The sequence below is a fragment of the Ewingella sp. C233 genome, assembly GCF_055407225.1.
This window is the reverse complement of the sequence record NZ_JBUZRI010000001.1, coordinates 1741745-1760513: the sequence shown is the minus strand read 5'-3', so window position 1 is coordinate 1760513 and position 18769 is coordinate 1741745. Positions and strand designations below refer to the sequence as shown.

Genomic DNA, 18769 nt, shown 5'->3' with positions numbered 1-18769 from the left:
AATTGTAATGTTATAATATAACAATTAATCCGAGTGCATTGTCTTTGCATTCGTCCACGTGAGGTCAAAATGTCTTTATTACCTGTGACTGTGCTGTCCGGATTTCTGGGTGCCGGTAAAACTACCGTGCTAAATCATATCCTTCATAACCGCCAGGGCATGCGCGTAGCGGTGATCGTCAATGATATGAGTGAAGTCAATATCGACGCCGCGCTGGTCGCAAATGAAATTACGCTTGACCGCCAGCAGGAGAAGCTGGTGGAGATGAGCAATGGCTGTATCTGCTGTACGTTACGCGAGGATTTACTGATTTCAGTGCGTGAAATGGCGCAGGCAGGACGCTTTGATTATTTACTGATCGAGTCGAGTGGTATCTCAGAACCGCTGCCGGTGGCTGAAACGTTTACCTTTGAAGATGAAGAGGGGCAGAGTCTGTCACAGTTTGCCCGTCTGGATACGCTGGTGACCGTGGTCGATGGCGTTAACTTCATGCGGCAATATCAGGAAGCGCGCAGTGTAAAGGAAGCGGGTGAGAGCCTTGGGGAAGAGGACGAGCGCAGCGTCACGGATTTGCTGATCGACCAGATTGAATTTTGCGATGTACTGCTGGTCAGCAAAACCGATCTGCTCGACAGCGCACAGCAGCGTGAAGTAGTCGCGTTACTGAAAAGCCTGAACCCGCAGGCGGACATTTTACCCATTTCGCCCGGCAGCCTGCCGCTGGACCGCGTGCTGAATACTCACCGTTTTGATTTTGCTAAAGCGCAGCAGGCACCGGGCTGGCTGAAAGAGCTGCGCGGCGAACATACGCCTGAAACTGAGGAATACGGTATCGGCAGTTTTGTTTATACCGCCCGCCGTCCTTTTGACCCTGACAAGTTTTATCGCGTGGTGCACGGTGACTGGGGCGGTGGCACGCTGCTGCGGTCAAAAGGATTTTTTTGGCTGGCCACGCGTCCGCGTCATGCGGGTAACTGGAGCCAGGCTGGCGGAATTGCACGCTATGGTATGGCTGGAATTTTCTGGCGTGCGTTACCGGAAAGCGACTGGCCACAGGATCCGGAAACTCGTGAGGGCATAATGGAGAAGTGGCGGGAGCCGTTTGGCGATATGCGTCAGGAACTGGTATTCATCGGGCAGCATCTTGATAAAGAAGAGATTATCCGCAGACTGGATGATTGCCTGTTAAGCGAAGAGCAGATGGCGGAGGGGATCGACAGCTGGATGGCGATGGCAGATCCCTTCCCTCAGTGGTGATCCACACCAACTTCAGGGCTATGACTTGTTGATAAACAAGTAGTTGCATCTTTAGTGTGGTAATGAGAAATATTCTCAATAACTACTTTACAGGCGATACTGATAACCATTATCATTCTTTCTACCGGAAGAGAGGCTCCCGCCAGGGTGTCTATTAACCGGTACGACATTGCTCACATTGCTTCCAGTATTACTTAGCCAGCTCGGGTGCTGGCTTTTTTTTTGCCTTTTTTCAGTCACTTTCCTGCGCATTCACCTGAATTTCATGCTTCTTCAGCATTCCACGTAGCTGATGATACGTCAGGGTCAGTAAATCTGCCGCTTTCCGCTGATTAAAGCGCGCCTGATGCAGAGCTTGTTCAATCAACTTTTTTTCCTGTCCGTTCATCCATAATTTTAAATCCAGCGGCAGATCAGGTAAGGCGATGGGAATGTCCGCGTTCAGCGAGGTTTCCTCCACGGGCGAGGATTTCGCAAACGGGTTAAGAATAATGTCATCGAGCTGGAATTCGCTGGTGCCGTGACGGTACATCGAGCGCTCCACCACGTTTTTCAGTTCACGCACATTTCCCGGCCAGCGGTATTGCAGCAGTGTATTTCGGGCGTGGAGAGTGAAACCGGGAAACAGCGGCAGCGAGAGTTCGCGGCACATCTGAATTGCGAAGTGTTCGGCCAGTAACATGATGTCCTGTTGGCGTTCGCGCAGGGGCGGTAACTGGACAACATCAAACGCCAGCCGGTCGAGCAGGTCAGCACGGAATCTTCCGGCGGCGGCGAGTGCGGGCAAATCATCATTGGTGGCGCAAACCAGACGCACGTCCACCTGCAACGGCTGGCTGCCCCCCACGCGTTCAAGATGCCCGTATTCAATCACCCGCAGTAATTTTTCCTGCACCAGCATCGGCGCAGTCGCCAGCTCATCGAGAAACAGCGTACCGCCGTCCGCGCGCTCAAAACGGCCCAGATGGCGCTTCTGCGCCCCAGTAAATGCGCCAGCTTCATGGCCGAACAGTTCTGAGTCCAGAAGGTTTTCATTCAGTGCCGCGCAATTGAGTGAGATAAACGGTCCCTGCCAGCGGGGCGACAGATAATGCAGGCGGTGTGCAATCAGCTCTTTACCGCTGCCACGTTCGCCAGTGACCAGCACGGGTTTATTCAACTTTGCCAGACGGGAAACTTGCTCCAGCACTTCAATAAAGGCGTTGGCTTCGCCGAGAAGGTTGTCTGTTGTGCCGTTCATGGCGATTCCTTATGGTGAAAAATACCAATTCTTAGTGAATTTAATCATACGTCAAATGAGTGTTATCTCATCAAAAAATAAAATTCCATATAATTCAATGGCGTGGCTGTGAGAAAAAGTTGGCACGGGAATTGATATGAATTATGTGTATAGGAAGCCTTGCGGCTGACTCTTTTCACCGGCAACACATTGGCCGGTCGCTAACAGAATCAAAGAGGAATTTCGATTATGGGTATTTTTTCTCGTTTCGCTGACATCGTAAATGCCAACATCAACACGTTGTTGGATAAAGCCGAAGATCCGCAGAAACTGGTCCGCCTGATGATTCAGGAAATGGAAGACACGCTGGTCGAAGTCCGTTCGACTTCAGCCCGTGCGCTGGCTGAGAAAAAACAGCTTAACCGCCGTATTGAGCAGGGCGAAGCCCAACAGGCGGAATGGCAGGACAAAGCCGAACTGGCCTTGCGTAAAGATAAAGATGATCTGGCCCGTGCGGCGTTGATCGAAAAACAAAAACTGGCAGAACTGGTTGCCACGCTACGAAATGAAGTGGTCACGGTTGAAGAGACGCTGGACCGCATGAAGTCAGAAATTGTTGAACTGGAAAACAAACTGACCGAAACGCGTGCCCGTCAGCAGGCGCTGACCTTGCGCCATCAGGCGGCGTCTTCATCACGTGATGTGCGCCGCCAACTCGACAGCGGTAAAATTGATGAAGCGATGGCGCGTTTTGAGCAGTTTGAGCGCCGTATCGATCACATGGAAGCCGAAGCGGAAACTGTCAGTATCGGTAAAAAGAAGTCGCTCGATCAACAGTTTGCTGAACTGAAGGTCGATGATGAGATCAGTGCTCAAATCGCAGCGCTGAAAGCCAAGATGCAGAACACGCCTGAGGCTTAATGGGTATTGTTAAACTTGCCTGCCTGTTCTCTGGCAGGCAAGTTTTCGCAGCATAAACGTCGTGTCGGCAGTAATAAGACTCATAAGGAGATGCAATGAGCTTCCTGTTTTTAGCCATTCCACTGACCATTTTCGTGTTATTTGTGGCGCCGATCTGGCTTTGGCTGCACTACAGTAATCGTTCACAAAATGGCAGTCAGTTAACGCAGCATGAGATGCAAAATCTCACTCAGTTAACGCAAGATGCACGCCGTATGCGTGAGCGAATTCAGGCGCTGGAAGAGATTCTGGACGCTGAGCATCCTACCTGGAGGCAATCATAATGGCGACGGGGCTATCTGAACGAAAGCTGTACCGGGTGCCGGAAGAGGGCATGATCAAAGGTGTACTGGCCGGGCTGGCGCACTATCTGGGTGTACCGGTCAAGCTGCTGCGCATTATGGCCGTGCTGTCGATATTCTTCGGTCTGTTTATGTTTACTTTCGTGGCGTATGTGATCCTCAGCTATGTGCTGGATCCGGTCCCTGCACATGAGTTTGACGATGAAAATGCGCCGTCGCCACGCAATTTGCTGGACGAAGCCGACCGCGAACTGAAGGCCAGTGAGCAGCGATTGCGACAGGTAGAACGCTACGTGACCTCTGAAACGTTCGGGGTGCGTAGCCGTTTTCGCCAACTGTAATATTGCTTCTGGCCGCCGGACGTCGCGCCGGCTGCCACTCTCCCTTTCACGTCCAGCTTAAGGAATCGTTATGACCCGTTTTTTGAATTCCTCGCTGCCGGGTAACAGCAGTCTGTTGAAGAAAATCTTTGGCGTACTCGTTACGCTGGCGCTGACTTTCGGGCCAGCCGGAATGGCTGCCCGCGTGCTGAGAGTGGCAGGAAAAGGTCCTCTGCGTTACGTTTTAGCACTATTATTAGAACCGTTATTCAAACGTATTTTGACCGCGCTGTTTGGGCGCTACGCTAGGGAGAGCAATGAAAAGACTACAAAACGAGTTTAATTCACTGGTCAATCGCGGAATGGACCGGCACTTGCGTCTGGCAGTGACCGGCCTCAGCCGCAGCGGGAAAACCGCCTTTATCACGGCTTTCGTCAATCAGCTGCTTCATCTGCACAGCGGCGCACGTTTACCCCTTTTCTCCGCCGCCCGTGAAGAGCGACTGCTCGGCGTAAAGCGCATTCCGCAGCGCGATCTCGGTGTTTCCCGCTTTACCTATGACGAGGGCATGGCGCAGTTGCACGGCACACCGCCAAATTGGCCTACGCCGACGCGTGGTGTGAGCGAAATCCGCCTCGCGCTCCGTTACCGCTCTAATGATTCGCTGCTGCGTCATTTCAGAGATACCTCAACGCTGTATCTGGAAATTGTCGATTATCCCGGCGAATGGCTGCTCGACCTGCCGATGCTGGAGCAAAACTATCTTGAATGGTCGCGGCAGATGGCAGGGCTGTTACAGGGCGAGCGGGCGGAGTGGGCAAAGCCGTGGCTGACGCTATGCCAGCAATGTGATCCGCTGGCTCCGGCTGATGAAAATCAGTTGGCGGCTATTGCGCAAGCCTATACCGATTACCTGACTCGCTGTAAAAAGGAAGGGCTGCATTTTATTCAGCCGGGCCGTTTTGTACTGCCGGGCGATCTGGCCGGTGCGCCTGCGTTGCAGTTTTTCCCGTGGCCCGAGATGCAGCAATACAGCGATGCACAGCTGGCTCAGGCGAATAAACACAGCAACCTCGGTATGCTGCGTGCGCGTTTCGATTATTACTGCCAGTCGATCGTGAAAGGTTTCTATAAGGAGCACTTCGTCCGTTTTGACCGGCAGATTGTGCTGGTCGATTGCCTGCAACCGCTCAATAGCGGGCCGCAGGCCTTCAACGACATGCGGCTGGCGCTGACGCAGCTGATGCAGAGTTTCCACTATGGGAAGCGTACGCTGTTCCGCCGGCTGTTTAATCCGTGCATCGATAAACTGATGTTTGCCGCCACCAAGGCTGACCATATCACCGGCGATCAGCACGCCAATCTGGTGTCGCTGTTACAGCAACTGGTGCAGGAAGCCTGGCAGAACGCCGCGTTTGAAGGGATCAGTATGGATTGTGCGGGACTAGCGTCGGTGCAGGCCACCGAAACGGGGATCGTCGAGTATCAGGGGCAGCCCCTTCCTGCGCTTAAAGGGCACCGGCTGAGTGACGGCGCGCCGCTGACTGTTTTCCCCGGCGAAGTTCCCGCGCGTCTGCCGGGCGGCGTTTTCTGGCAACAGCAGGGTTTTCATTTTGACGAATTTCGTCCGCGTGAAATGAGCGTGGATGCACCGTTACCGCATATCCGTTTGGACGCGGTGATGGAGTTTTTACTGGGAGATAAAATGCGATGAGCGAGCCAATCAAACCGCGTATCGATTTCGAACAGGGGCTGAAAGATCCAGAGCAACCAGTACTGCGTGCCGGTCAGACTTTCGATGGTGCGCTGGCTGAACGTTTTTTGCCGGTAGACTCCGCAGTGGCTGAGATTGAACAGCAGGAAGGGGAAGCCGAAGCGGTCATCAACCGTGCGCTGAAACCGCGCCGCAGTTTGTGGGGCAAGATGGTCCGGCTGGGGCTGGCCGTTTTTGGTATCAGCGTAGTGGCTCAGGGTGTGCAATGGGTGCATACCGCGTGGATCCAGCAGGACTGGATTGCGCTCGGCGGTTGTATTGCCGGGGGGCTGATTGTGGTGGCAGGCGTGGGTTCAGTGCTGACCGAATGGCGTCGCGTGTACCGTCTGCGCCAGCGTGCCGATGAACGCGATACCGCCCGCGACTTATTGCACAGTCATGGTCTGGGGCAGGGACGGGTGTTCTGCGAGAAACTTGCGGCTCAGGCTGGTTTGGATCAAAGCCACCCGGCGCTACAACGCTGGCAAGCTTCTCTGCATGAAACGCAAAATGACCGCGAAGTGGTGGAGCTCTACGCCCGTCTGGTTCAGCCGGTGCTGGACGCGCAGGCCCGGCGTGAGATTAGCCACTCAGCCGCGGAATCGGCGCTGATGATTGCAGTCAGTCCGCTCGCGTTGGTAGATATGGCGTTTATTGCCTGGCGCAATCTGCGTCTGGTGAACCGGATTGCTGTACTGTACGGCATTGAACTGGGTTATTTTAGCCGCCTGCGCCTGTTCCGTCTGGTGCTGCTAAATATCGCCTTTGCCGGCGCTTCCGAACTGGTGCGGGAAGTGGGAATGGACTGGATGTCGCAGGATCTGGCTGCGCGGCTCTCGGCCCGGGCGGCGCAGGGTATCGGTGCCGGATTACTAACGGCGCGCCTGGGCATTAAAACCATGGAATTATGCCGCCCGCTGCCGTGGCTGGAAGGGGATAAACCTAAGCTCGGAGATTTTCGCAGTGAACTGATTGGCAAGCTGAAAGCCAGTCTGGTGAAGACCGATAAGCGTAATGCCGGTGTTTAAGCGAACTTGCCGTGAAATGAAAAAAGAAGGCGCTCACCGAAGTGAGCGCCAGCATGAACCCAATTGTAAACTCAGGTTGTGAGATACCAGGTTTTGGTACTACGATTCAGAACTAGGTGGTCAGATAATTTTGTGCGTCGGCCAGACCTTTAGAAATCTGGTCATAAGCTTTATTCACAGCATTACCGGTATCACTCACTGCATCCTGACCGAAGCTCGACAGGCGGTCAGCGACTTTATTCACGTCTTCAGACCAACCAGCACCATTAACCATTTCAATGTCACGTTCTGTTAATTGTTTCATCTTGGGTCATCCTCTTGTCTGTTAAACAACGATCCCGTACACCTGGGATCTTATGAAGGCATCGGGTAAATATTGTTACTTGATGTCCTCACGAGACTTAAGACTAGAACAGACCGGCGCAGAGTTGACTAGGATTAATCTCCTTAAGCCAAATTAACTTATAAATCATTGATTTTATGCTGATAAAACTTATCTCCCGAGCATTTTTCACATGTTTTTTGGTTTATTTTTTCAAGCATTCGCTATGAAAACATTATTTCTGCAGAAAAGTTCCCTTTGCGTAAATAGGGTTTTTGAAAATTAGCCACTCAATCCCTTCAATTTTATTTATAACTCTTTTTCTATTGAAATATTCCATCTTCACGTATAAAAGATATTCCCCGTGAGTAACTATTTTCGTTGTGATTTATATTATCCAACCTGTTCAGGTATTTCAGAGTAATCATGATTGCCAGCTTCAGGCCGGCTGACTATCTTCTTATTACTATTATTCTTAGGTGTCATCATTATGTTGATCGGGATTGACCGCCATGCTCTTTCGTAAAGAGGTTAATGAACATCAGCAAAGCCATTGGGCGGGTAAGGCTCTCCTGTTGGCAGGGTGGCCGGTGTGGATTGTTGCCTCCCTGACTGCACTGTTTTTGATTGCACTGATGACATTTTTAATCTCAGCCAATTATACCCGGCGCATTAATGTCAGCGGCGAGATCATCACTCAGCCGCACAGCATTAATCTCTTCAGTCCCGAGCAGGGTGTGATCACGGGGTTATTTGTTGATACCGGCAGACCCGTCAAAAAAGGCCAGCCGCTCTACCAGATAGACGTCAGCCGGGTTACGCAAGCCGGGAATGTCAGCACCACTACGCTTGCGGCCATTAAAAAGCAGCGTGAGCAGATCGATACCATCATTACCCAATTGCAGAACAATAAGCGCGCCACGCTGGAGAATTTGCAGCAGCAGCTGGATCAGTATGAAAAAGCCCATCTGGTATCAAAAAGCATGGTGGATTCCGCCCAGGAAGGGTTGAACGCCATGAAGAAAAGTATGCAGAACTATGGCGCCTATCAGAAGAAAGGACTGATCAATACCGACCAGTTGAATAACCAGCGATACCTCTTTTATCAGCAGCAAACCTCCTTCCAGAGCCTCAATACTCAGTCTATCCAAGAGTCGTTACAGATAACTAATCTGCGCAGCGAGCTGGTAACTAAAGCTGCCGATTTTGATAACCAGATTTCTCAGTACGGTTTTCAGCGTAATGATCTTGAACGGCAGCTGGCGCAGGCGGATGCCAAAGGTTCACTGCTGATCACTGCGCCAACCGACGGGAAAATCTCTTCACTCAGCGTAACACCAGGTCAGATGGTCAATGCTGGTGACAGTCTGGCGCAGCTGGTTCCGGCCAAAAATTCTCCGTTCTTCCTGGTTGCCTGGTTGCCTAACGAAAGTCTGCCTTACGTGAAGCCGGGGGAGCACATCAATATTCGTTATGAAGCTTATCCGTTTGAGAAGTATGGGCAATTCCCCGGCAAGGTGGAGTCTGTCTCGTCAGCCCCTGTCTCCGAACAGGAGCTGAACTCTTACTCCAGCGCGCCTCGTGACGCCAACGGAAAGGTCAATGGGCCTTATTATAAGGTGATGGTATCGCTGGATAAAAACCAGCTTAACTGGCACGGTGAGCAGCTGAATTTATCCAGCGGGATGAAAGCTGAATCGACCATGTTCCTGGAAAAACGTCCGCTTTATCAATGGATGTTGTCACCGTATTACAGCATGAAGAAAAGCGTGGTGGGGCCAATCAATGAATCTCGATAACGTCCGCGAGCTGGCTGACCGCCTGCATTTCAGTTTTCGCCATAAGGTGCCGCAGATTATTCAGACCGAAGCCGCAGAGTGCGGTTTGGCTTGTCTTGCAATGGTCTGCGGTTATCACGGCAAACATGTCGATTTACAAACATTGCGTCAGCGATATGGAATTTCATCGCGCGGGGCGACGCTGCGTACTCTGATGGATATCGGCAACGCCAACGAACTGAAATCACGCGCCTTGAAGCTCGATATTGATGAGCTGAGTGCATTGAAAACGCCCTGTATTCTGCACTGGGATCTCAACCATTTTGTGGTGCTGGTGGCGGTTAAACAAGGCAAAGTGATCATTCACGATCCGGCCTTTGGTCGCCGTTCGCTAGGGATGCGCGAAGTCTCGGAGCATTTCACCGGCGTTGCGCTTGAACTGTGGCCGGACAGTGGGTTTACCTCGGAAAAACCCCGAGTGAGACTGAATCTTCGCAAGATGATGGGCAATGTCAGCGGGCTGGTGCCAGCGCTGACCAAAATCTTCTGTCTGTCGCTGATGATTGAGTCGGTCAATTTGTTGTTGCCGGTGGGGATGCAGTTGGTGATGGACCATGTGATCCCGGCCAAAGATCCGGATTTACTGACGCTTATCTGTCTGGGTTTGCTGTTCTTTATTATCTTCCGCACCGGTGTCAGCATGTTGCGTGCCTGGACGTCGCTGGTGATGAGTACGCTTATCGATGTGCAGTGGAAAGCGCGGCTGTTCGACCATCTGCTCAGATTACCGCTCGATTACTTTGAGAAACGTAAACTCGGGGATATCCAATCCCGCTTTACCTCGCTCGACACCTTACGTACAACGCTGACTACCAATGTGGTCAACAGCATTATCGACGGCATTATGTCCATCGGCCTGATTGTGATGATGGTGCTGTACGGTGGTTGGCTGATTTGGGTGATTCTGGGCTTTACGGCGGTTTATGTGATTTTCCGTCTCTCTACCTATAACGCTTACCGGCAGGTGTCGGAGGAGCAGATCGTTAAAGGCGCGCGCGCTGGCTCGCACTTTATGGAAACGCTGTATGGCATCAGTACGCTAAAAGCGCTGGGGTTGTCGAAAGCGCGGGCGAATTTTTGGTTGAATATGAACGTGGATAATGCCAATGCCACGGTGCGAAAAACCAAATTCGAGATGATGTTCACCGGTGGGAATACGCTTATCGCCACTCTCGATCAGGTCGCGCTGTTGTGGTTGGGTGCGACTCAGGTGATTGATGGGCATATGACGTTGGGGATGTTCGTGGCATTTAACACTTACCGCGGGCAGTTCTCTGAGCGAGCGGCCAATCTGCTGAACATGGTGCTGCAATTGCGCATGCTTTCGTTGCACCGGGACCGTATCGCCGATATTGCCCTGACAGCCCCGGAACAGAGCCTGCCGGAACGCGAGTTATTGCGCGCTGGCGAAGCGGCCTCGCTGGAAGTGCGCGACCTTGTTTTCCAGTATGACAACCTGTCCGCGCCTCTGATCAACGGTCTGAATTTATCGGTCGGTGCTGGCGAGAGCGTCGCGATCGTAGGACCATCGGGGCAGGGGAAAACGACCCTGATGAAAATCATGACTGGTTTACTGTCGCCAACGGAAGGCAGGATCCTGATTAACGACATGGATATCACCACCGCAGGGCTGAACAACTACCGAAGCTGTATCGCCTGTGTATTGCAGGACGACACGTTGTTTGCCGGTTCTATCGGCGAAAACATTGCCAGTTTTGATGAACAAAAAGATGAAGCGCGCATTATTGATTGCGCTCAGCGCTGCAACATTCATGCGGATATCGAAAAGATGCCGATGGGATATGAAACCCTGATCAGTGAACTCGGTGGCAGCCTGTCGGGTGGGCAAAAGCAGCGGTTACTGATCGCCCGCGCGCTGTATCGTCGACCGGCTATTTTGTTCCTGGACGAGGCGACCAGCCATCTGGATCTGGATAATGAAGCCACAATCAATCAGGCTATCAGCCAGCTGGATATTACCCGTATATTCATCGCGCACCGACCATCGACTATTGAGTCAGCGGACAGGGTAATTAAATTAGGGTAGTGGAGGGTTTGGCTCAAACCTTCGGGTTGAAGATTCTCTGTCCTTCTCAATCTGCTTTTCTTTTGAATTGTTTTTTTGGAAGGCAAAGCTTGAGTATTTGAGATGGTGGTGGGGGAAGGATTCGAACCTTCGAAGTCGATGACGGCAGATTTACAGTCTGCTCCCTTTGGCCGCTCGGGAACCCCACCACGAAATTCGTGGATTTCTAATTGTGTACTACGTAACGCAATATCATCATCCACTGCGTCGGCTATTGCGGTGAACGGGGCGCATAATACCAAATGAAACGAAGCTGTAAAGTGCTGAAACTGATAAAAATGTTCGTTTGATGTTTTTTTGCCCGCAGCGGTGCTTCTCTATACAAAAAGCACCGCCGTTGAGTGTATTACAGAATAACGGTACGGTTTCCGTAGACGAATACACGCTGGGCAAGAACATGGTAAAGCGCACGGCTGAGAACGTTTTTCTCGACGTCACGGCCTGCGCGCATCATGTCTTCTGCAGTGTAGGTGTGATCTACATTAATGACGTCCTGCATGATGATCGGGCCTTCATCAAGGCTGTCATTCACATAGTGCGCCGTAGCGCCGATGATTTTCACACCGCGCTCATAAGCCTGTTGATACGGGCGCGCACCGATAAAGGCCGGCAAGAATGAGTGGTGAATGTTGATCACCTGATGGGGATAGTGCTGTACAAAACCTGGTGTCAGAACGCGCATATATTTCGCCAGAACCACATAGTCAGGCTGATACTGATCGATTTGTTCCATCATGGCGGTGTCATGCTGTTCTCGGGTCAGGCCTTCGTGGCTGACCAGGTGGAACGGAATATCAAAGCGCTCGACCAGGTTTTGCAGGGTGTCATGGTTGCCGATGACGGCTGCAATTTCTACATCCAGACCACCATAGACGGATTTCATCAGCAGATCGCCCAGACAATGGGCTTCTTTGGTCACCAGGATCACAATGCGGCGGCGGCCGGTACTGTGTAGTTCGCGCACTGAGCCTTTAGGCAGGGCGCTGTCGAGATCGGCGAGCAACGTGTTGTCGTTGAAAATACCTTCAAGCTCGGTGCGCATGAAGAAACGGCCGGTGCGGTGATCGACGAACTCGTTGTTCTGCACGATATTCAGTTCATGCTTGTAGCAAATATTAGTGATCTTGGCGATCAGGCCCTTAGCGTCAGGGCAAATGGTGCGTAATACCTTGGTTTGTACATTTTGTTGGGGCATGGCGTTGAGGATCCTGTCCTGTGCGTCGAAATTCGTAATGTTGTAATGTGAGTGCGGAATATCTGCCAGGCAGAGTTAGTGGCCGCAGCACTTCTTATATTTTTTGCCGGAACCGCAAGGGCAGGCGTCATTTCTGCCGGGCTGTGGTTTGACTCCGTCAATATAGTACCAGCGTTCATTCACACGAAGAAAGCGCGAACGTTCATGAACCAGATGGGTATCTTCAGCGTCAGTTTCCTGAAAGCGTGCGGCAAATTCTACATAGCCTTCATCACTGTTTTTCCCCTCTTGTTGGGCAATGACATTCAAGCCGAGCCATTCAGTATTCGCGAACCCCTCTTGCAGGCTTTCACGCCAGCGTGCGGGCTGGCAGTCGGGATGCCAGGTTTCAAGCAAATAATCGGCATCTTTCATGACGTATGCGCTGTAGCGCGAACGCATCAGGGCTGACGGGGTTGGTGCAGAACGTGCGTTAAGCAGAAAAGGTTGGCAACACTTTTCAAACGCTGCACCGCTTCCACAAGGGCAGGGATGTGACAAAGTAACTCCTGAATGGGCCTAAACAGCGCTGACTGCGCTATTGAATGCATGATCGCGATATGTTACCTAACAATCTTACCGGGTGACAACGCACTTGCACGATCAATCACAAGCCAGCGGGCTGGAGTCAGCAGAAATGGAAGCAAATACAGGCACGGGCAGGCAATTCAAGATCGGGCTGGCGCTTGGCGCAGGGGCGGCGAAAGGCTGGGCCCATATCGGGGTCATCAATGCCCTGAAAGAGATGGGGATCGAAATTGATGTCGTTGCCGGGTGTTCGGTGGGGGCGTTAGTCGGCGCTGCGCATGTCAGTGGCCGTTTGCCTGCTATGGAGTCTTGGGTGCGTTCGTTCAGTTACTGGGATGTGCTGCGGTTGATGGATTTTTCATGGCGCCGCGGTGGTTTACTGCGCGGTGAACGTGTCTTTAATGCAGTCGGACAACTGATTCGTGTGAGCGACTTTGATCAATGCCACAGTAAGTTTGGCACCGTGGCGACCAACTTGAGCACTGGACGGGAGTTATGGCTGACCAAGGGTGATTTACATCAGGCGATTCGTGCGTCATGCAGTATGCCCGGCCTGCTGGCACCGGTTTGGTATAATGGCTACTGGTTGGTCGATGGTGCAGTGGTGAACCCTGTGCCGGTTTCACTCACGCGAGCCCTTGGTGCCGATATTGTCATCGCCGTCGATCTTCAACATGATGCCCATCTGATGCATCAGGATCTCCTTTCTGCTCCTGTGACGCCGGATCATCTGCAGGATGAAAAAGAACTGGGATGGCGTAATAAAATCCGTCAGCGGTTATCACGCCCGAGGATAAAACGGCCGGATGTCAGCCCTACGGCGATGGAAATTATGTCGACATCGATTCAGGTTCTCGAAAATCGCTTGAAGCGAAACCGTATGGCCGGTGACCCGCCAGATGTCATTTTGCAGCCTTATTGTCCTCAAATTTCCATGCTGGATTTTCATCGTGCAGAGGAGGCAATTGAAGCGGGCAGGCTGGCAGTAGAAAAACAAAGAGAGCAGTTACTCCCTTTGATAAAAAACAAACATTTCTGAGTAACTTAAAAACTCATTGAAGGAATCTGACAATTCTGACAAGCAAAATCAGGCTTTATGGGCCACTATTAAGAGAAGAATTACTGGGAGACCCTGATGGATAAGCCACTTACAAGCAAGCACATTCTGATCGTGGAAGACGAAGCCGTTTTCCGTTCGGTGCTCGCTGGGTATGTGAGTTCATTGGGCGCGACGTTCACTGAAGCAGCGAATGGTCTTGAGGCGCTTGCGCTGGTCGAAGACTACCCCCCAGACCTGATTTTATGCGATCTGGCGATGCCAGAAATGGGCGGCATTGAGTTTGTCGAAAACTTACGTCTGCAGGGCATTAAGATCCCCGTTCTGGTGATTTCCGCCACGGATAAAATGACCGATGTAGCAACCATGCTGCGTCTGGGGGTTGAAGACGTCCTGCTTAAACCTATCAATGATCTCCAACGTTTGCGCGATGCGCTACTTGCCAGTTTATTCCCTAAACTCTTCACGTCTCAGGCCCTGCAAAAAAGCGATTTAATGCAAGACTGGGAGGCGCTGTGCCGTAACCCCAGAGAGGCCGCAAGGTTGTTGCAAGAGCTTCAGCCACCTGTACAGCAAACGCTGGCGAATTGCCGAATCAATTACCGGCAACTGACAATGGCAGAGAATGCAGGGCTGGTGTTGGATATTGCCGCGCTCTCTTCAAAAGATTTGGGCTTTTATTGTCTGGATGTGACTCGGGCGAAAGAAAACGGCGTATTGGCGGCATTATTACTGCGCGCCATTTTTAACGGTTTGTTGCGCGAACATCTTAGCGATCAGCAACAGAGGTTACCCCAAATGTCGACCTTGCTGAAACAAGTCAATCAACTGTTCAAACAGGCGCGTCTTGAAGGGCAGTTTCCTTTATTGCTGGGTTATTATCACGCCGAACAAAAAAATCTGATTTTGGTGAGTGCCGGGCTGCATGCTAACGTGAACACCGGCACTAACATAATTCAGTTGAGCAACGGTGTACCTCTTGGCACGACAGGTTCAACGTATTCCAACCAGATAAGTCAGCGATGTGACGCATTTCAATGTCAGGTTTGGGGGGCTGGCGGACGTTTACGGCTCATGTTGTCCAGTGAATGACTTCTAAGATGTATCATTTTGTTTCACCTGAATTGAAATATCTCCCGCCACACTGTTTTAAATTCCTCTGGACCTCTCTGAAAGTTAGACATAGCACGTGTTTGAAAGCGCCTTGTTCATCGAAGCTGTTATACTGCGCCACAGAATTTTTGCCATTTTCACGTACCAAATAGAAAATCACAGATTAGGAATTCGCTGATGAAAGTAACGGTTTTTGGAATCGGTTATGTTGGGCTGGTCCAGGCTGCGGTATTAGCTGAAGTAGGACACGAAGTGTTGTGTATTGATGTCGACGCCAAAAAAGTCGAAAACCTGAAAAATGGTCAAATCCCTATTTTCGAACCCGGCCTCACTCCGTTGGTCCAGCAAAACTATGAAGCAGGACGTTTACGCTTCAGTACGAACGCAGAGGATGGCGTCGCCCATGCTGAGATTCAGTTTATCGCCGTAGGTACGCCACCTGATGAGGACGGTTCCGCTGATCTCAAATATGTGACCGCTGTTGCCCGCACCATTGCCCAATATATGACTGAACCTAAAGTGGTTATCGACAAGTCTACCGTACCTGTAGGTACCGCCGATAAAGTCCGTCAGGTTATGAGTGAAGCGCTTAAACAACGTGGCAGTGATCTCAGTTTTAATGTCATCTCTAATCCGGAGTTCCTGAAAGAAGGTGCTGCTGTCGCTGACTGCATGCGCCCGGAACGTATTGTGATTGGCACCGATAACCCGGACGCTATTGATCCTATCCGTGAGTTATATGAGCCGTTCAACCGTAATCATGATCGCATGATCCTGATGGATATTCGCAGCGCCGAATTGACCAAATATGCAGCTAACTGCATGCTAGCCACCAAAATCAGCTTTATGAATGAAATGGCAAATTTGGCGGAATTGCTGGGTGCGGATATTGAAAAAGTGCGCCAGGGCATTGGTTCTGATTCCCGTATTGGCTATCACTTTATATATCCTGGCTGTGGCTACGGTGGTTCTTGTTTCCCGAAAGATGTTCAGGCACTTATTCGTACCGCAGAACAAATTGGTTACCAGCCGAAACTGTTACAAGCGGTTGAGGAAGTTAATTTCCAGCAAAAGTATAAATTGCCCACGTTTATTCATCGTCACTTTGGCGAAAATCTGCAAGATAAGACCTTCGCTTTGTGGGGACTTTCATTCAAACCTAATACTGATGATATGCGTGAAGCTTCAAGCCGGGTTTTAATGGAACAATTGTGGGCCGCCGGAGCAAAAATTAAAGCCTACGATCCCGAAGCCATGAATGAGGCTCAACGTATTTATGGACATCGTGATGATTTAGAATTAATGGGCACGAAAGAAGCCGCATTGCATGGAGCAGATGCATTAGTTGTCTGTACTGAGTGGCAAAATTTCCGCGCGCCTGATTTTGATGTGATCAAAAAAACGTTAAAAAATCCGGTTATCTTTGATGGGCGTAATTTGTTTGATCCCGAACGTCTTGAAAAACGCGGTTTCACTTACTATGCCATCGGGCGCGGCGCGTCTGTTAATCCAGTTCTGTAAGGGGAGCCTATGAAGTTTTTAGTGACAGGAGCCGCTGGCTTTATTGGATGTTTTGTAGCACAACGGCTGCTCGATCAAGGGCATCAGGTGACGGGCATAGATAATCTTAACGATTACTATGACGTCAACCTTAAATTAGCCCGCTTAAAGTTGCTGGAAAATAAACCGGGCTTTGAGTTTATCAAAATAGATCTCGCCGATCGTAGTGGCATTGCCGATCTGTTTGCGGCACAGCAATTTGAGCGGGTGATCCATTTAGCCGCTCAGGCGGGGGTCCGTTATTCCCTTGAAAACCCACTGGCTTATGCAGACTCTAACCTGATTGGTTTTGTTAACATCCTGGAAGGATGTCGCCATAATAAAGTGGGGCATCTGCTCTATGCGTCCTCGAGCTCTGTCTATGGTTTGAATAAAAAACAACCGTTCTCAACAGAAGACTCGGTTGACCATCCGATTTCGTTGTATGCCGCGACTAAAAAAGCTAATGAGCTGATGGCGCACAGCTATTCTCATCTGTATGGGGTGCCAACTACCGGAATGCGTTTCTTTACGGTCTATGGCCCATTAGGACGCCCTGATATGGCCCTCTTTAAGTTCACCAAGGCTATTCTCGCAGGGCAGAGCATTGACGTTTATAACCATGGCGAAATGCGTCGGGACTTTACTTATATCGACGATATTGCTGAGACGGTGGTTCGGCTGCAAGATGTCGTTCCTGTCGCGGATAATAACTGGACAGTAGAACAAGGTTCATTGGCCGGCAGCTCAGCACCTTATCGGATATACAACATTGGCAACAGCGATCCGATCAGTCTGATGACCTATATTCATGCGCTGGAGGCTGCGCTCGGCATCGAGGCTCGCAAAAATATGCTGCCGATGCAAGCGGGCGACGTACTTGAGACCAGTGCGGATACGCAACCGCTGTACGAGGCTATTGATTTCAGGCCTGAGACACCGGTAGAGCAGGGTGTAAAAAACTTCGTGAACTGGTATCGCGAGTTCTATCAGAGCTAAACCTGTTGATGTAAGGGCATTTAGAGGCTGCTACGGCAGCCTTTTTTACATCTCAATTATGGCCAGTTAAATCTGATCTTAAAACTGCTGTTTAATAATTCTACAACTGATTATCAGTGCTCATCTATTGGCGAGAAAGTAGGTGATCGTTCTGTATCCTGAAATGAAAAAACCCACCGTTAAGGTGGGTTTGTAAGAAGTATTAAGCGAGAGCAGTAATAGGATATTACAGCAGGAAATCTTCCAGCTTTTTACCTTGTTCTTCGATAGCTTTTTTAATCACTGCAGGAGTACGGCCCTGGCCTGTCCAGGTTTTGTTTTCGCCGTTCTCATCAATGTATTTGTATTTAGCTGGACGCGCAGCACGTTTCGCTTTACCGGTTGCTTTGGTAGCAGCCATGGTTTGCAGCAATTCGTTAGGATCAATGCCGTCAGCAATCAGCATCTCACGGTATTGTTGCAGTTTACGAGTACGCTCTTCGATCTCAACCGCTGCCTGAGAATCTTCCTCACGACGTTCGTTAACTACAACTTCTAATTTCTCAAGCATCTCTTCCAGAGTTTCCAGAGTACATTCTCTCGCTTGGGCACGCAGAGTGCGGATGTTGTTCAGAATCTTTAATGCTTCGCTCATTATACTAGTCTCAATTTATATTGGTGGGGGGCGTTGTTAAGGTAATAATAGATTGCTCTTTAACGTTCTGCAATAGCCAATTTGTTTACTTGACGGGAATTTACCATTTAAATCCTTAATTGCATTTTCTGCTAAAAATATAACCGCCTTATAGAGCCCTATTTATCTGGTGGCTATAAGCGAAATTTCAATATGCCGATGGCTGGTTTTTTGTTAACACGGTCATAGAATTTTATAACTTAAAGCCCTGCACCACCGAATTAAATCCCCTCATTACAACGGCAAAACGTCTGTGCAATGTAAGTAAATCGCCAACACTATCTAAGCTATAAGTGCCCAGCAATGAGACAAAGGCGAATCACTTTGAGTAACTATACTGCCCTGTATCAGGAAAATTCTTACAAGGCACGCTGGGAAAGGGTTTATATAGCAACGAAAGTAAGCATTTTTACCTGCATATCGGGCGGGTTTATATGTTTTAAAATTATTCCTAATATTCGATTGTAAATAACTGTGACTCTTCAGCTGAAAACAAAAGCAGCCATCTGCATGATTTTGTAGCACGTTTACAACCCAATG

General features: G+C 50.3%; 18 protein-coding genes and 1 tRNA gene. 13 read left to right on the top strand and 6 right to left on the bottom strand.

The features are described 5' to 3' along the window. Positions 1–69 precede the first annotated feature (69 nt). A complete protein-coding gene (gene zigA, locus ACZRKO_RS07945) occupies positions 70–1257 on the top strand; it encodes a zinc metallochaperone GTPase ZigA (protein WP_463736666.1) in 1188 nt (395 codons plus the stop codon). Positions 1258–1489: 232 nt separating this feature from the next. On the opposite strand, the gene pspF is transcribed toward zigA, so the two are convergent. Continuing rightward, a complete protein-coding gene (pspF, locus tag ACZRKO_RS07940; RefSeq protein ID WP_463736665.1) occupies positions 1490–2497 on the bottom strand; it encodes a phage shock protein operon transcriptional activator in 1008 nt (335 codons plus the stop codon). 228 nt (positions 2498–2725) lie between these two features. On the opposite strand from pspF, the gene pspA reads away from it, so the two are divergent. From pspA to ACZRKO_RS07910, 6 genes are all read left to right on the top strand, one after another. After that, the gene (gene pspA / locus ACZRKO_RS07935) at positions 2726–3397 is read left to right on the top strand and encodes a phage shock protein PspA (protein ID WP_463736664.1); all 672 of its coding nucleotides are present in this window, start codon (positions 2726–2728) and stop codon (positions 3395–3397) included. A 95-nt stretch (positions 3398–3492) separates the two neighbouring features. Next, the gene (gene pspB, locus ACZRKO_RS07930; RefSeq protein WP_463736663.1) at positions 3493–3720 is read left to right on the top strand and encodes an envelope stress response membrane protein PspB; all 228 of its coding nucleotides are present in this window, start codon (positions 3493–3495) and stop codon (positions 3718–3720) included. Then, entirely contained in the window at positions 3720–4079 is a 360-nt protein-coding gene (pspC, locus tag ACZRKO_RS07925) for an envelope stress response membrane protein PspC (protein WP_463736662.1), read from the top strand. Before pspB ends, pspC begins: the two co-directional genes overlap by 1 nt. Positions 4080–4149: 70 nt before the next feature. Beyond that, complete coding sequence (locus ACZRKO_RS07920) at positions 4150–4401, top strand: phage shock protein PspD (RefSeq protein ID WP_463736661.1); 252 nt, start codon at positions 4150–4152, stop codon at positions 4399–4401. Next, entirely contained in the window at positions 4376–5773 is a 1398-nt protein-coding gene (locus ACZRKO_RS07915) for a YcjX family GTP-binding protein (RefSeq protein WP_463736660.1), read from the top strand. Before ACZRKO_RS07920 ends, ACZRKO_RS07915 begins: the two co-directional genes overlap by 26 nt. Continuing rightward, on the top strand, positions 5770–6840 hold the full coding sequence (locus tag ACZRKO_RS07910) for a TIGR01620 family protein (protein ID WP_463736659.1): 1071 nt from the start codon (positions 5770–5772) through the stop codon (positions 6838–6840). Before ACZRKO_RS07915 ends, ACZRKO_RS07910 begins: the two co-directional genes overlap by 4 nt. Positions 6841–6952: 112 nt before the next feature. Here ACZRKO_RS07910 and ACZRKO_RS07905 read toward each other — a convergent pair whose 3' ends face one another. Beyond that, complete coding sequence (locus ACZRKO_RS07905; protein WP_140471671.1) at positions 6953–7144, bottom strand: chemotaxis protein; 192 nt, start codon at positions 7142–7144, stop codon at positions 6953–6955. A 530-nt stretch (positions 7145–7674) separates the two neighbouring features. Between ACZRKO_RS07905 and ACZRKO_RS07900 the strand changes: the two genes are divergently transcribed. Together ACZRKO_RS07900 and ACZRKO_RS07895 are read left to right on the top strand one after the other, a co-directional pair. Further along, positions 7675–8961: an HlyD family secretion protein gene (locus ACZRKO_RS07900; RefSeq protein ID WP_463736658.1), complete on the top strand. Its 1287-nt coding sequence runs from the start codon at positions 7675–7677 to the stop codon at positions 8959–8961. Further along, a complete protein-coding gene (locus ACZRKO_RS07895) occupies positions 8948–11047 on the top strand; it encodes a peptidase domain-containing ABC transporter (RefSeq protein WP_463736657.1) in 2100 nt (699 codons plus the stop codon). The genes ACZRKO_RS07900 and ACZRKO_RS07895 overlap by 14 nt, the downstream gene beginning before the upstream one ends. A 103-nt stretch (positions 11048–11150) precedes the next feature. Here ACZRKO_RS07895 and ACZRKO_RS07890 read toward each other — a convergent pair. From ACZRKO_RS07890 to ACZRKO_RS07880, 3 genes are all read right to left on the bottom strand, one after another. Next, positions 11151–11235 (bottom strand) — tRNA-Tyr (locus tag ACZRKO_RS07890). Between the two features lie 197 nt (positions 11236–11432). After that, a complete protein-coding gene (purU, locus tag ACZRKO_RS07885) occupies positions 11433–12281 on the bottom strand; it encodes a formyltetrahydrofolate deformylase (RefSeq protein ID WP_463736656.1) in 849 nt (282 codons plus the stop codon). 75 nt (positions 12282–12356) lie between these two features. After that, on the bottom strand, positions 12357–12821 hold the full coding sequence (locus ACZRKO_RS07880) for a YchJ family protein (RefSeq protein ID WP_463736655.1): 465 nt from the start codon (positions 12819–12821) through the stop codon (positions 12357–12359). Positions 12822–12957: 136 nt separating this feature from the next. Here ACZRKO_RS07880 and rssA point away from each other — a divergent pair, with 136 nt between their 5' ends. The 4 genes from rssA to ACZRKO_RS07860 all read left to right on the top strand — a co-directional run bounded on the left by rssA (position 12958) and on the right by ACZRKO_RS07860 (position 17556). Continuing rightward, entirely contained in the window at positions 12958–13887 is a 930-nt protein-coding gene (gene rssA, locus ACZRKO_RS07875) for a patatin-like phospholipase RssA (protein WP_463736654.1), read from the top strand. A 96-nt stretch (positions 13888–13983) separates the two neighbouring features. Then, positions 13984–14997 carry a two-component system response regulator RssB gene (gene rssB / locus ACZRKO_RS07870; protein WP_463736653.1) on the top strand — a complete coding sequence of 338 codons (1014 nt, stop codon included), beginning with the start codon at positions 13984–13986 and terminating at the stop codon, positions 14995–14997. Between the two features lie 198 nt (positions 14998–15195). Next, positions 15196–16539 carry a UDP-glucose dehydrogenase family protein gene (locus ACZRKO_RS07865; protein WP_463736652.1) on the top strand — a complete coding sequence of 448 codons (1344 nt, stop codon included), beginning with the start codon at positions 15196–15198 and terminating at the stop codon, positions 16537–16539. A 9-nt stretch (positions 16540–16548) separates the two neighbouring features. Beyond that, positions 16549–17556 carry an NAD-dependent epimerase gene (locus ACZRKO_RS07860; RefSeq protein ID WP_463736651.1) on the top strand — a complete coding sequence of 336 codons (1008 nt, stop codon included), beginning with the start codon at positions 16549–16551 and terminating at the stop codon, positions 17554–17556. A gap of 226 nt (positions 17557–17782) precedes the next feature. On the opposite strand, the gene hns is transcribed toward ACZRKO_RS07860, so the two are convergent. Further along, complete coding sequence (gene hns, locus ACZRKO_RS07855; protein ID WP_463736650.1) at positions 17783–18190, bottom strand: histone-like nucleoid-structuring protein H-NS; 408 nt, start codon at positions 18188–18190, stop codon at positions 17783–17785. Positions 18191–18769: the final 579 nt, after the last annotated feature.